We start from the raw sequence: 13,658 nt of genomic DNA, 5'->3' as shown, positions 1-13,658 counted from the left end.
CGCTGGCCGGCAGCCGGTACCGGCTAGGCCGGCTGCTGCTGCCAGCGTGCGCGCAGGCTGTCGTACAGCCAGTTGAATGCCAGCGCATACACGAGGAAAAATAGCGCCGTGCCCGCGTCCAGCAAGAAGGCCTGCCACAGGCTGCACTTCATCAGCCAGGCCACCAGCGGCACCGAGACCAGCAGCAGGCCGGCTTCGAAGCTGATGCTGTGCACAATGCGTATCGGCAGCTTGCGCGTGATGCGATCGCCCGGCACCAGTCGGTCGAAAACGTAGTTGAAGACAACATTCCACGCCATCGCGGTGAGCGAGACCGAGATCATGACCACGCTCATCAGGCTGTGGTTTTCGCCCATGATCCAGCTGGTCGCCGGAATCAGCATGGCAAGCGCAATGGCTTCAAACAGGATGGCGTGCAGGCAGCGCTCCCAATAGCTCATGGCTGCAAGGCCTGGGCGTGAAATGCCAGATGTTCGTCGATAAAGCTGGCGATAAAAAAGTAGCTGTGATCGTAGCCGCGCTGCATGCGTAGCGTCAGCGGAGTGCCGGCCTTGCCAGCGGCGGCAAGCAGGGCAGTCGGTTGCAGCTGCTGGGCCAGAAAATCGTCCGCCTCGCCCTGATCGATCAATAGCGGCAGGCGCTCGCTCGCCTGTGCCATCAGTTCGCACGCATCCCATGCCCGCCAGCTGTCCCTGTCTGCTCCCAGATAGGCGCTGAAGGCCTTGATGCCCCACGGGCAGTCCATGGGGTGGCAGATGGGGGCGAAGGCTGACACCGAGTGGTAGTGGCCGGGATTGCGCAGCGCACAAACCAGCGCGCCATGCCCGCCCATGGAGTGGCCGCTGATGGATTTCCTTTTACTCAGCTTGAAGTGGCTGGATATCAGTGCCGGCAACTCGTGCACCACATAGTCGTGCATGTGGTAGTGCGACTGCCAGGGCCGGGCGCTGGCATTGAGGTAAAAGCCGGCGCCTTGCCCCAGATCCCAGCCGCCATCATCCGGCACCTGATCGCCGCGCGGGCTGGTGTCGGGGCAGACGATGGCGAGGCCAAGTCTGGCGGCCATGCGCTGGGCGCCGGCCTTTTGCACGAAATTTTCATCGTTGCAGGTCAGGCCGGACAGCCAGTACAGCACCGGAGTATGGGGGCCGGCGCCGGGTGGCAGATAGATGGAAAACGTCATCTCGCAGCCCAGCGTGCTGGATGGGTGACGCCAGCGTTGCTGGCTGCCGTCAAAGCAGCGCTGGTTGGCGAGCATGTTCAGTTGGGTATTCATCTCTATCCTTGATGGCATCAGAAATGGATCACCGAGCGTATGCTTTTTCCCTCGTGCATCAGATCGAAGGCGGTGTTGATGTCTTCCAGACCCATGGTATGGGTGATAAAGGTATCCAGCTCGAACTCGCCCTTCAAATAGCGCTCGACATAGTCGGGCAGCTCGCTGCGCCCGCGTACGCCGCCAAAGGCCGAACCGCGCCAGACGCGGCCGGTCACCAGTTGGAACGGGCGGGTGGCGATTTCCTCGCCGGCACCGGCGACACCGATGATTACCGATTCACCCCAGCCCTTGTGGCAGCATTCCAGCGCCGAGCGCATCACCTTGACGTTGCCTATGCATTCGAACGAGTAGTCGACGCCGCCGTCGGTCATGTCGACGATCACCTCCTGTATCGGCCTATCGAAGTCCAGCGGGTTGATGGTGTCGGTGGCGCCCAATTGTCTGGCGATCTCGAACTTGGACGGGTTGACATCTATGGCGATGATGCGGCTGGCGCCGGCCATGACCGCGCCTATGATGGCTGACAGGCCGATGCCGCCCAGCCCGAAGATGGCGACGGTGGCGCCGGCTTCAACCTTGGCGGTATTGAGCACCGCCCCCATGCCGGTGGTGACGCCGCAGCCCAGCAGGCACACTTTCTCCAGCGGTGCGGCCTTGTTGATTTTGGCGACGGCGATTTCCGGCAGCACCGTATATTCGGAGAAGGTCGAGGTGCCCATATAGTGGTAGATGGGCTTGCCGTGCAGCGAAAAGCGGCTGCTGCCGTCCGGCATCAGGCCCTTGCCCTGGGTTGCGCGTATCGCCTGGCACAGATTGGTCTTGCCCGACAGGCAGTATTTGCACTGGCCGCATTCGGGGGTATACAGCGGAATCACATGGTCGCCCGGCTTGACCGAGGTGACACCGGCACCGACTTCTTCGACGATGGCGCCGCCCTCATGCCCCAGAATGGCGGGGACAATACCCTCCGGGTCGGCGCCGGACAGGGTGTAGGCATCGGTGTGGCACACGCCGCTGGCCACCATGCGCAGCAGCACCTCCCCGGCTTTGGGGCCTTCCACATCCACCAGTTCGATTTCCAGCGGGCGTTGGGCTGCCCAGGCAATAGCGGCACGCGACTTGATCATGAGGGTCTTCCTTGATGTAAAGGCTGGTGGCCAACATCCTAGTCTTAAAGCATGACTTGTGGCCAGTGCCAGCCATCATTGTCATTAGCTGAGGATTCCTTCGCGTTCCGGCGCGTCAGGCGCTAAAATTGCCGCCCTTGCGGTGTTGCCGCGCCACAAACTGAAGCCTGCCTTGAACGATATGCCGAACCGCCCGCGCGTGCTGTCCATCATCCCGCCGATGACCCAGCTCAATACCCCGTACCCGTCCACCGCCTATCTCACCGGCTTTTTGCGCCAGCAGGGCTTTGCTGCCGTGCAGGAGGATCTGGCGCTGGCATTGGTGCTGGCGCTGTTTTCGCGCCCGGGGCTGGCCGCCTTGCGCGATGCGGCACAGAAGCTGCCGGCGAAAAAACGCAGCGCGCAGGTGCGGCATTTTCTGGAGCAGTACGACGCCTACGATGCGACCATCGCGCCGGCGCTGGCCTTTTTGCAGGGCAGCGACCCGACCATCGCCCACCGCATCGCCAGTCGCAGCTTCTTGCCCGAAGGGCAGCGCTTTGCCACGATCAATGCCTATATCGACCCCGAGTATCCGGATGAAGACCCGCTGACCTGGGCCTTTGGCGCCTTGGGCAGTACCGATCGTGCGCGCCATTACGCGACCCTGTATCTGGATGATCTGGCCGATGTGCTGCGCGATGCTGCCGACGAGCGCTTCGAATTTGTGCGCTACGCCGAACGTCTGGCGATGAGCCAGCCCACATTCGAGCCCTTGGCCCGCGCCCTGGCCGGTGCGCCTACGCTGGTGGACGATGTGCTCGCGCGCCTGACCCGCGACGCGCTGGAGCGCCATCAGCCGGATGTGGTGCTGCTGTCGGTGCCGGTCCCCGGCTCGGTGTATGCGGCGTTCCGCATCGCGCAGACCATTAAAAGCATCAATCCGGCGATCAAGACGGTGCTGGGTGGCGGCTTCGTCAATACCGAACTGCGCGAACTTAAAGAGCCGCGCGTATTCGATTACTTCGACTTTGTCACGCTGGACGATGGCGAGCGCCCGCTCTTGGCGCTGCTTGACCATGTGGCTGGCCAGCGTTCGCGTGAGCGTCTGGTGCGCACCTTTGTGCGTGACGAGAGCCGCGTGCGCTATGTGAATTTCCCCGAGCCGGATGTGCCGTTTGCCGATGTGGGCACGCCGACCTGGGACGGCTTGCCGATACGCAAGTATTTAAGCCTGCTGGACATGCTCAACCCCATGCACCGGCTGTGGTCGGACGGGCGCTGGAACAAGCTGACGGTGGCACATGGTTGCTACTGGAAAAAGTGCAGCTTCTGCGATGTCTCGCTCGACTATATCTCGCGCTATGAAACCGCCTCGGCCGAACTCTTGGTCGACCGCATCGAGGCCATCATTGCCGAGACCGGGCAGAGCGGTTTTCATTTTGTCGACGAAGCTGCGCCGCCCAAGATGCTCAAGGCGCTGGCGCTGGAACTGTTGAAACGCAAGGTGGCGATTACCTGGTGGGGCAATATCCGCTTCGAAAAATCGTTCACGCCCGAGCTATGCCAGCTGTTGGCACAAAGCGGTTGCATCGCCATTTCCGGCGGGCTGGAGGTGGCTTCCGACCGCCTGCTGAAACTGATGAAAAAGGGCGTGTCGGTCGAGCAGGTGGCGCGGGTGACGCGCGACTTTACCGAGGCCGGCATTCTGGTGCATGCCTATCTGATGTACGGCTTCCCGACCCAGACGGTGCAGGACACGGTGGACGCGCTGGAGTATGTGCGCCAGCTGTTTGAGGCCGGCTGCATCCAGTCCGGCTTCTTCCACCGCTTTGCCTGCACTGTGCACTCGCCGGTAGGCCAGCATCCGGAAGAGTACGGCATCAAGCTGATTCCATTGCCCGAGGTGAGCTTCGCCAAGAACGATGTCGGCTTTACCGACCCGACCGGTACCGATCACGCGCTGATGGGCGAGGCGCTGACCAAGGCGCTGTACAACTATATGCACGGCATTGGCCTCGACTGGGAAGTGCGGCGCTGGTTTGGTGTACGCGTGCCCAAGACCCGCGTGCCTAAGCATTTTGTCGCGCGGGCGCTGGGCTGAGTTTCTGTTAGCCCCAGCATTGCCTCAATGCTGGGCTAGGTTGCGGGTCTGGGGCGCTCTATGCTGATGGTGGCTGCAGTTGAGCCTTTGGGCGATGGGCAGACCGGAATCAGGTGCACGTTGTCATCTGGTATGATGATATCCGTTAGCATATGACGAATTTTTGATAAAAGGGGCCGCAATGTCTGCTCACCAACTTCCGCGCTGGAGCTGGATTTTCCCGCTACTGGCCTGTGTGTTGCTCGGGGTCGCTTTTAGCGGCGTCAGCTCTGCCTGGTTTCTGGCCGCTGTGGCCGTGTGTCTGGGCGGTGCGGTTTTTGCTGCCGTCCATCACGCCGAGGTGATTGCACACCGCATCGGCGAGCCTTTCGGTACGCTGGTGCTGGCGCTGGCGGTGACCATTATCGAAGTCGCGCTGATCCTGTCCATGATGCTGTCCGGCGGCGAGGACAAGCTGGCGCTGGCACGCGATACGGTCTTCTCGGCCATCATGATTATCTGCAACGGCATTGTCGGCCTGTGTCTGTTGCTGGGCGGCCTGCGTCATGGCGAGCAGGAGTATCAGCAGCAGGGCGTGAGTGCCGCAATGGCGGTATTGACCTCGATGGCGGTGCTGACCCTGGTGCTGCCCAATTACGGCCTGAGCGAAGCGGGGCATATGCTGTCATCCAAACAGCTGGCCTTTACCGGCGTGGTCTCGCTGGTGTTGTATGGCGCTTTCGTCTTTGTCCAGACGGTGCGCCACCGCGACTATTTTCTGGATGAAGCCAGCAACGAGGGTACACACGCAGCCACCGGCAACAAGGTCGCATGCTGGAGTGCCGGCTTGCTGTTGGTGTCGCTGGTCGCCGTGGTCGGTCTGGCGAAAGTGCTGTCGCCCTCTATCGAACAGATGGTCGGTGTGATGGGGGCGCCGCAAGCGGTGGTCGGTATTATCATCGCCGCCATGGTATTGCTGCCCGAAGCGCTGGCGGCTACCCGTGCCGCCCGTGCCAACCGCTTGCAGACCAGTTTGAATCTGGCCCTGGGTTCGGGGCTGGCGTCGATCGGGCTGACCATTCCAGCCGTGGCCCTGATTTTCGTCATGACCGGCCGGCCTTTGGTGCTGGGCCTGGAAATGAAGGAAACCGTGCTGCTGGGGCTGACTTTACTGGTTGGCTCCATGAGCCTTGCGACCGGAAAAACCACCATCCTGCAGGGCGTCGTGCATCTGGTGCTGTTTGCCACCTTCCTGTTTTTCGCCATTTCGCCGTAAGGGCAGAGCATCGGTCTGTAGTTGCACCGCTGTGCCGGTTTCAGCTTGAGTGGCTGCTAAGCTGTTTGTTTGTAACGCATGGCTAGCGGCAGCTAGGCTTTGTTTTAATGATTGGGGGGTGATATGCAATTGCGTACGCTGTTATTGCTGGTGGTGGCGGGCCTGATCGCGGTGTTTGTGGCGCTGAACTGGGCGGTGGTGATGGCGCCCAGCACGCTGTCGCTGGGCTTCATGGATATCCAGGCATCGCTGGGCCTGGTGATGCTGGGGCTGATGGTGCTGCTGGCGGTGCTGTTTCTGGTCTACATCGTCTATCTGCAAGGCTCGGTGCTGATGGATGGCCGCCGCCATGCGCGCGAGCTGCAGGCCAACCGCGAGCTGGCCGACAAGGCCGAGGCTTCGCGTTTCAGCGAGCTGCGCGCCTTTTTGGAGGCCGAACTGACCAAGCTGGCCGCGCAGAACGTGACCCTGAAAGCCGAGCTGGGCCAGCGCATCGAAGAATCCGGCAACGGCATCGCCGCCTGCATCGGCGAGCTGGAAGACCGGCTGGAGCGCAAGACGCCACCAGCCGGCAGCTGAACCGTTTTACACCGCTTCCAGCGGCACCGCGCAACTGCCGCAGATCAGCACCACTTCCTTGGAGATCCACGCGCTGGCGCCGCACTGCGGGCAGGCCAGACGCGAGCGGTTGCTGGGGCGCGGCGGGGGCGGGGCCACGATGGGCAGCGGCTTGCCCTGCGCCTCGGCCGCTTCCATCGGTGCCTCGTTCAAGGCCGCAGCCGGCTCCGGCCGGTAAGGCTCGATATCGTTCATGCCGTCCGGCGCGGGCGGCGCATTCTCGTTGAAACTCACCATGCTGCGCGCCAGTACGCGCTCCGGCGGCTCGGGCGCGTGCCTGTCGTACACCGGCAGGACAAAGCCTTGGTCCAGCAGCACCTGGCATGCCTTGGCAAACGGCCCGCCCTCGATAATGTAGTGGCTGACGCGCGAGCCGGATTCTTCGCCGCCGGGCGCACCGGTGGTGCTGGGCATCAGCCCGACTTCCTTCATTTTCTCGGCCCACTCGCGGTTGTGGTGGTTGGACGGCGTAACCGATCCCTTGTTTTCCTGCCAGTGATGCACCATCTCGTGCGCCAGCGTCGACAGCACAGTTTCGACCGGACGCAGGGCAAAATAGCCGGGGTTGAGCGCCAGCTCGTCCAGCGAAGCGCCATCGCGGCTGACAAAGCGCGCATGCTGGTGGTGGCCGTAGCGGGTGCGCTGCGCGCGCAGCGTGATCATGCACGGCGGCAACTCGCCGGCAAACAGTGTGGCATTGAAGTGGTCGAACGCGCGTTGCAATGCGCCGTAAAGTTCGAGGCTGGGCGTGCTGGGGCTGGCCATGCGGGTATTCCTTTCATCCATAGGCAAAGGGTCCCGCTTGCGCCGGGAACAGGGGCGGTATTGTCGACGCAGCCATGGGCTTTGTCCATGCCGGCATCCGCCTGGCCCGCCTGTTTGCCGTCTACATGTTAATAAGTGTGAAGCTGGCGGCGCATACCAACATTCAGCAACAAAGCGCAGCCCATGCCATAGTCAATTTTCTGCGTGGGCATGATCTAATGAAAGCATCCAGTCTCGATGAAAGCCGACCATGCTCAAGCGCCCACTGACCCTCATTCTTCTCGTGTCTTTCCTGCTGTATGGCGTCTGCAGCGTATGGGCGCACGGCTGGCCTGCCGATTATTGGGCGTGGCGTTCGCAATTGCGGCTGCTCAGCGGCGTGATGCTGCTGGCGGTGATGGCCGGCTCCATGTTGCTGGCCATGCGTCCGATGTGGCTGGAGCGCGCGATGGGCGGGCTGGACAAACTCTACGCCCAGCACAAACGCTTCGGTATCGCCTCGGGCCTGCTACTGGGGGCGCACTGGCTGATCGAACTGTCCCCCAAGCTGTTTGTGGCCATGCAATGGGCAGAGCCAAAAATCCGCCGTGCCGGTGGTGGCGGGGCGCGCGACCCCTTGGTCAGTCTGGCCAAGGACATGGGGGAGTGGGCCGCCTGGCTGATGCTGGGCATGGTGCTGCTGGCGCTGTTGCGGGCCCTGCCTTATCGCATTTGGCGCCCATCGCACAAGCTGTTTGCACCGATTGCGCTGGCCGGCGTCTTTCACGGCCTGATGCTGGCCGACAAGGCCTTGTGGCTGACCCCGGCCGGCGCTTTGCTGGCGCTATTGCTGCTGTTCACGACGCTGAGCGCGCTGTGGTCGTTGTTTGGCCGCATCGGCCGTTCGCGCCGCTACAACGGCCATATCACGGCGGTACACGCCTTGCCCGGCCAGTCGCTGGAAGTCTGCTGCAGCGTTGCCGGCTGGCCCGGCCATAAAGCCGGCCAGTTTGCACTGGTGAGCTTTGATGCCGGCGAAGGCGCGCACCCGTTCACCATTGCCAGCGCTGAGCGTCAGGGCGGCGAGCTGCGCTTCATCATCAAGGCGCTGGGGGATTACACCGCCACCCTCCCGTCCATTCTCAAGGCCGGGGACAGTCTTGAGGTGGAAGGGCCGTATGGTTGCTTTGATCACGCCGGCAGCACGCGTCAGGCCTGGGTCGCCGGCGGCATCGGCATCACCCCGTTTCTGGCATGGCTGGAGGCGCGCAATAAAACCGGCGAGGGGGTGCCAGTGGATTTCTATTACTGCGTCCGCAATAGCGCCGAAGCTGCCGCACTGGACGAGGTGCGCGCCGCCTGCCTGCGCTCAGGCGTGAAGCTGCACCTGATAGAGAGCGATCAGGGTGCAAGGCTGGATGTGGCGATGTTGCCCGAGGTCGATGCGGTGTGGTTTTGCGGGCCGGCAGGCATGGGTGATGCCTTGGCGCGCGGCCTGGCGGCACGCCAGCATGCGCCGGTATTTCATCGAGAGGCTTTCAGCATGCGTTGAGGGGGTGGCTGGCGTATGGGCTGGCGGTAAGCCCCAGCTGCGTGCTGGGGCTTTTGTGTGGAGTCCGCTACGCGGACTTTTTTTAGTTTGCCGCTTCCGCGCGGCGGACGGGCAGGGGCCGGACGCGCCCGGCCCCTTGCATCCCCGGCGCCCCCGAAGTCTCGCGAAACCCCGGTGTAAAAGGCGCTGGCGAGGCGCTGGCCAACTCGCGATTTGCTACCGTCAAATCGCTCAAACAAGGGCCAGCTTAAGACCTCGCCAGCGTCTTTTTCACCGGCGCGAGCCTGACGGGGAAGGGTGGCTGGCGGATGGGCTGGTGGCATCGGCTTGCTTATGCTGCTGGCGGTACCGGCAGCCTGCCTTCGCCAGATGGGGCGGAATACCGTAAGCTCGACTGCCCGATCTGGCGCAGAGGGTGGATGTGTGAAATCAGTAATCCAATTTGCATGTTATCATCTGCTGGGTAGCCTGCAGCTCTTACCTAGAACCGATCACGCAGTACCGTCAGTCAGTGCCGCACCGCCGTCCCGTCTGAATGTGTGCTATCGGGTGCATGTACGCCCAAGTATTTGAAAAATAAATGTAAATATTGGTGTGTGCCTGCTTATGCACACGCGCCAGCCAGATATGCACCTGAGCAGGTGTACATTTCACGTTAGACACCATCATGACCTGCACATCAATTTGCCCCGAATTGTTCGACTATGTAGTTGCGATTGGGCCACCGTTCGTCACAAGCGTAATTGCAACTTTTGTCGCATTTGTCGCATATCAACAATGGAAAACGAATCAGAACAAATTAAGGCTAGATTTGTACAACAGGCGTTTTGAGGTTTACTCCAACACAATTACGTTCTTCCAAGAACTATCAGCCCTCCCTCCGGGTGACCGAAGTGAAGAGTTCAAAGAAGTACAGCGTGCGTTCATTCGGTCGTGCCGTGAGTCTCAGTTTTTGTTTTCCGATGAATCGAAGATTTTTGAGATGCTCGAAAAAATTCACTCAGACTCTTTCAAAGTCATTGGCCTCAAGGCAAGTGGAAGCAGTCTAGCTGGTGATCCCGAGCTCCTCTCAAAGATGGCTCTTGATGCGAGTGCAGCACTTGCAGACTTTGATGCATCAATTAAGAAAATCGAAACAGCAATGTCTAAATATTTGCGGTTCCATGGCGATGCTACTTAATCCACATCAATCGCCTAACCCGGCATTCCAGCGGACTCGCCAAAGCTGCGCTTTGGCTTACCGCTGAATTCCACGTTAGGTGTGCTGCTTATGCACCACGTTAATAGCCGCTAGAACGACGAGCCGGGCTGGGCGAGAAATGCGGTCTCTTCCGCGCTTGATGTGCGCCCCAGTATCGCGTTGCGGTGCGGAAAGCGGCCGAAGCGGGTGATCACCGCCTGATGGCGCAGCGCATAGTCGGCAAAGGATTCGAACACGGCTTGCTGTGCGGTGGGCATTGCATCGGCCAGTTCGCGAAACAGCTGCACGCTGTGCGCCTGATGTGCCGGGTCTTCTGCGTGTTCCAGCGGCAGATAGAAGAAGACGCGCTCTACCGGCCTGAGCGCTCGGTCTTGCCCTGCGGCCAGGCCTTGCCGGCACAAGGCCAGTGCGATGTCGTCAAACGCGAAGGCGTTGGCTGTGCCGCGATAGCTATTGCGCGGGATCTGGTCGGTCAGCAGGATCAGCGCCAGCGTTCCTTTGGGGGATGCGCACCAGTGGTTTAATTCGCCCTTGCGCGCAGCCGGCAGCAGCGGTGCGAAACGCTGGCGTATGGCCGCGTCGGTGTCCGGATTTTTGCCCCACCATAGCGCGGCCTGTGTGGCGGCGGTCTGGGCGTCGTCGTCTGACTCGCCGAACCAGAAGGCGAGCAGGCTGTCTTGGGTTTCCATGATGACCTTTCTTGCGGGCGATGCCGTAGTTGCGGGTTGCTACTTATTATTGGCTATGTCCCAGTTACGAGTTGGCGTAGATAGGTTTTGGACTTTGTGTCCGCTGCGCGGACGTGTTTTTACTTGCCGCTTCCGCGCGGCGAACGGGCAGGGGCTTGTGGCGACAAGCCCCTTGCATCCCAAACGCCCCCGAAGTCTCGTGAAACCCCGGCGCAAAAGGCACTGGCGAGGCGCTAGCCAACTCCATGCGTGCGAATCTTTGATTCGCTCAGCGGGGTATTTGCTACCGTCAAATCGCTCGAACAAGGGCCAGCTTAAGACCTCGCCAGCGTCTTTTGCACCGGCGCGAGCCTAACGGGGATGGGTGGCTGACGCACTGATAGCGCGCATCGCATGGCGTAAACCCCAACTTGTGTGGGGCATCGCTTTATTATTGGCCATGCCGCCAGCTCATACGCCAGCCTCCCATCCCAGTTCATATTCCCTCGCGCCGCTGCGCTTGCCGCGCTCGGTCAGCGGAAGCGGCAAGTAAAAAGCGTCCGCGTAGCGGACACAAAGCCCACACCCATCGGTGCCCGTTCGTAACGGGGATATGAGCTTTTAAATGTCTGTCAGCCCCAGCCTTGCCATGCGCGAGATCAGCGTGGTGCGCGGCAGACCCAGCTCGCGGGCGGTGGCGGCCAGCCTGTTGCCGTTGGCGGCCAGTGCCTGGGCAATGATGTGGCGCTCCTGTGCCGCCAGACGCGCCTTGAGCGGGCCGCTGCCTGCCGGTGCCGTATCGGGGGGCTGGGCCGCTACGGCGGCCGGTGCGCTGTCGTGCATCAGCGCGATGGTGTTTAGCGTGCTGCCGCTTTTATCCAGCAGCAAGCTGCGGCGGATCACGTTTTCCAGTTCGCGCACATTGCCAGGCCAGGCCTGCGCTTCCAGCGTGGCGATGGCTGCATCCGACAAGGTGGTGATGGCCGGGTTGAGGCTGGCGGCGTGCTTGTCGACAAAACGGCGGGCGAGCAGGGCGATGTCGCCACGGCGTTCGCGTAGCGGCGGGATAAAGATGTAGCCGACGTTGAGGCGGTAATACAGGTCTTCGCGCAGGCGGCCGGCGGCGATGGCATCCAGCGGGCGCTGGTTGAGCGCCGCGATCAGGCGCACATTGGCGCGCAGCGGCTGCTGGCTGCCCAGCGGCTGGAAGCTGCCGTCCTGCAACACGCGCAGCAGCTTGCTTTGCAGCGCGATCGGCATGGAGTTGATTTCATCCAGAAGCAGCGTGCCGCCATCGGCCAGCGCAAACAGTCCCTTCTTGTTTTCGGCACCGGTAAACGCGCCACGGGTGGTGCCGAACAGGGTGCTTTCCAGCAGGTTTTCCGGTATCGCCGCACAGTTCAGGCACAGCATGGGCGCGCGTGCGCGCGGGCTTTTGGCATGGGCGCGGCGCGCGAACAGCTCCTTGCCGGTGCCGGTTTCGCCATAGATCAGTACCGGCAGTTCGCTATGGCCGTAGATGTCGATGGCGTCGATCTGCAGGCGTAGCCGCGCGTCGTGGCCGACGATGTCGGGCACCGGGCTGGGGTCGTTATTGTCCGATGGCTGGTTGTCTACGGTGCGGCCGATCTCGATGGCGCCGATCACGTCACCGCTGCGGCCGAACAGCGGCATGGCCGAATGCAGGTAGTGCAACTGGCGGCCGTCGCTGCCGTGATAGGCCTGATAGTGGTCGACAAAGCGGCTGTGCTGCGACAGGCAGCGCAGCAAGGTGCTGTCTTCGGTTTTCAGCCACGGGCTGACATCGAGAATGTGGCGGCCGAGGATATTGGCCGGGTCCACGCCGTCCATGCGCGCGCTGGCGCGGTTGTAGTACACGAAGTGGCCGCTGCGGTCGACCATGGTGACAGGCTGGTTCAGGGTGTCGAGCAGCTCTTTCATGCTCAGCACCAGCCACTGGATCTCTTCCATTGCGCTTCCTTGTCGGATTTTCGACGCATCGGGGGCGGGGCATCGCCACAGCAGGGATGGGCGCTTGTCCGTTTTTCGACGTCTGTCGATTTTACGACATATTCATCGTTTTGCACTTCGTTTTATGGCCATGAACTGCCGTTTTGTGGGTGGTTTCATGGCGTTTTGCCGCCGATTTGGGGCAAAAAATTGCAAGATGCCGGCAATAGTTGGCACGCTTCTCGCTAAAACCCAGGTGTGAACGATTTTTAACTAGCACCTACTTTTATCTTGAGGACTCACACCATGTTCAAGCACATCATCGCCCGTACCCCTTGCCGCGCTCTGGTTGATGGCCTGTCTGCTTCTGACCTCGGCAAGCCGATCTATGAAAAGGCGATCGAGCAGCACAACACCTATATCCGTGCGTTGCAGACTTGCGGTGTCGACATCACCATCCTGCCGCCGGCCGAAGAGTTTCCGGATTCGGTGTTCGTTGAAGATCCGGCCCTGTGCACGCCGCATTGCGGTATCGTCACCCGCCCGGGTGCCGACAGCCGCCGCGGTGAAGCCGAACTGATGGCGCCCATCCTTGCCCGCTTCTACAAGAACGTCGAGCGCATTGTCGAGCCGGGCACGCTGGACGCAGGCGACGTGATGATGGTCGGCAACCACTACTATATCGGCAACTCGGCCCGTACCAATGCCGAGGGCGCGCGCCAGCTGATCGCCATTCTGGAAAAGTACGGCATGACCGGTTCTGTCGTTTCCATGGACGAGGTGCTGCACCTGAAGACCGGGCTTGCCTATCTGGAGAACAACAACCTGATGTGCGCCGGCGAGTTCCTGACCAAGCCCGAATTCCAGAAGTACAACATTATCGAGCTGCCGGAAGACGAGATCTACGCCGCCAACTGCATCTGGGTCAACGGCAAGGTGATCATGCCTTCCGGCTACCCGAAGACCGCCGCCAAGATCGCCGCGCTCGGCTACGAGGTGATCGAGGTTGATACCTCGGAATACCGTAAGGTTGACGGCGGTGTCAGCTGCATGTCGCTACGCTTCTGAGCCCTGGCAAGGCACTGGCAGGCAGCCGCTGCGCACTCGCGTCGCGGCTGTTTTTTAGTCTTCAAGAAAGAATCCCTATGTCTCAGACACAAGACAAGAAGCTGGGCGTGGTG

General features: G+C 61.4%; 12 protein-coding genes. 6 read left to right on the top strand and 6 right to left on the bottom strand.

Translation table 11 applies throughout. The features are described 5' to 3' along the window. Positions 1 to 23: 23 nt before the first annotated feature. From EGI20_RS04105 to EGI20_RS04095, 3 genes are read right to left on the bottom strand one after another with little or no spacing between them, the layout of a single operon-like run. Positions 24 to 440, bottom strand: a complete 417-nt coding sequence (locus EGI20_RS04105) for a PACE efflux transporter (protein WP_498629861.1) — start codon at positions 438 to 440, stop codon at positions 24 to 26. After that, positions 437 to 1,264: an S-formylglutathione hydrolase gene (gene fghA, locus EGI20_RS04100; protein WP_498629914.1), complete on the bottom strand. Its 828-nt coding sequence runs from the start codon at positions 1,262 to 1,264 to the stop codon at positions 437 to 439. Before fghA ends, EGI20_RS04105 begins: the two co-directional genes overlap by 4 nt. Positions 1,265 to 1,293: 29 nt before the next feature. Beyond that, entirely contained in the window at positions 1,294 to 2,406 is a 1,113-nt protein-coding gene (locus EGI20_RS04095; RefSeq protein ID WP_498629859.1) for an S-(hydroxymethyl)glutathione dehydrogenase/class III alcohol dehydrogenase, read from the bottom strand. Between the two features lie 181 nt (positions 2,407 to 2,587). Between EGI20_RS04095 and EGI20_RS04090 the strand changes: the two genes are divergently transcribed. From EGI20_RS04090 to EGI20_RS04080, 3 genes are all read left to right on the top strand, one after another. Continuing rightward, positions 2,588 to 4,489 carry a B12-binding domain-containing radical SAM protein gene (locus EGI20_RS04090; protein WP_498629912.1) on the top strand — a complete coding sequence of 634 codons (1,902 nt, stop codon included), beginning with the start codon at positions 2,588 to 2,590 and terminating at the stop codon, positions 4,487 to 4,489. Between the two features lie 181 nt (positions 4,490 to 4,670). Then, positions 4,671 to 5,744: a calcium:cation antiporter gene (locus tag EGI20_RS04085; protein WP_498629857.1), complete on the top strand. Its 1,074-nt coding sequence runs from the start codon at positions 4,671 to 4,673 to the stop codon at positions 5,742 to 5,744. A 123-nt stretch (positions 5,745 to 5,867) separates the two neighbouring features. Continuing rightward, positions 5,868 to 6,323, top strand: coding sequence for a hypothetical protein (locus tag EGI20_RS04080; RefSeq protein ID WP_498629855.1), 456 nt, complete (start codon positions 5,868 to 5,870; stop codon positions 6,321 to 6,323). A gap of 6 nt (positions 6,324 to 6,329) precedes the next feature. On the opposite strand, the gene EGI20_RS04075 is transcribed toward EGI20_RS04080, so the two are convergent. Continuing rightward, complete coding sequence (locus tag EGI20_RS04075; RefSeq protein WP_498629853.1) at positions 6,330 to 7,127, bottom strand: SprT-like domain-containing protein; 798 nt, start codon at positions 7,125 to 7,127, stop codon at positions 6,330 to 6,332. Between the two features lie 250 nt (positions 7,128 to 7,377). Between EGI20_RS04075 and EGI20_RS04070 the strand changes: the two genes are divergently transcribed. Then, positions 7,378 to 8,658, top strand: coding sequence for a ferredoxin reductase family protein (locus tag EGI20_RS04070; RefSeq protein WP_498629851.1), 1,281 nt, complete (start codon positions 7,378 to 7,380; stop codon positions 8,656 to 8,658). 667 nt (positions 8,659 to 9,325) lie between these two features. Continuing rightward, on the top strand, positions 9,326 to 9,838 hold the full coding sequence (locus EGI20_RS04065; protein ID WP_498629849.1) for a hypothetical protein: 513 nt from the start codon (positions 9,326 to 9,328) through the stop codon (positions 9,836 to 9,838). A 110-nt stretch (positions 9,839 to 9,948) separates the two neighbouring features. Here the strand turns inward: EGI20_RS04065 and EGI20_RS04060 are convergent, their stop codons facing one another. Next, entirely contained in the window at positions 9,949 to 10,548 is a 600-nt protein-coding gene (locus EGI20_RS04060; RefSeq protein ID WP_498629847.1) for a DUF924 family protein, read from the bottom strand. 600 nt (positions 10,549 to 11,148) lie between these two features. Then, the gene (locus EGI20_RS04055; protein WP_498629845.1) at positions 11,149 to 12,498 is read right to left on the bottom strand and encodes a sigma-54 interaction domain-containing protein; all 1,350 of its coding nucleotides are present in this window, start codon (positions 12,496 to 12,498) and stop codon (positions 11,149 to 11,151) included. Between the two features lie 285 nt (positions 12,499 to 12,783). Here EGI20_RS04055 and ddaH point away from each other — a divergent pair, with 285 nt between their 5' ends. After that, on the top strand, positions 12,784 to 13,545 hold the full coding sequence (gene ddaH, locus EGI20_RS04050; RefSeq protein WP_498629843.1) for a dimethylargininase: 762 nt from the start codon (positions 12,784 to 12,786) through the stop codon (positions 13,543 to 13,545). Positions 13,546 to 13,658 lie beyond the last annotated feature (113 nt).

The sequence above is a fragment of the Aquitalea sp. S1-19 genome, assembly GCF_024343515.1.
The sequence above is the reverse complement of the archived record's forward strand: the minus strand, read 5'-3'. Positions and strand labels throughout refer to the sequence as shown.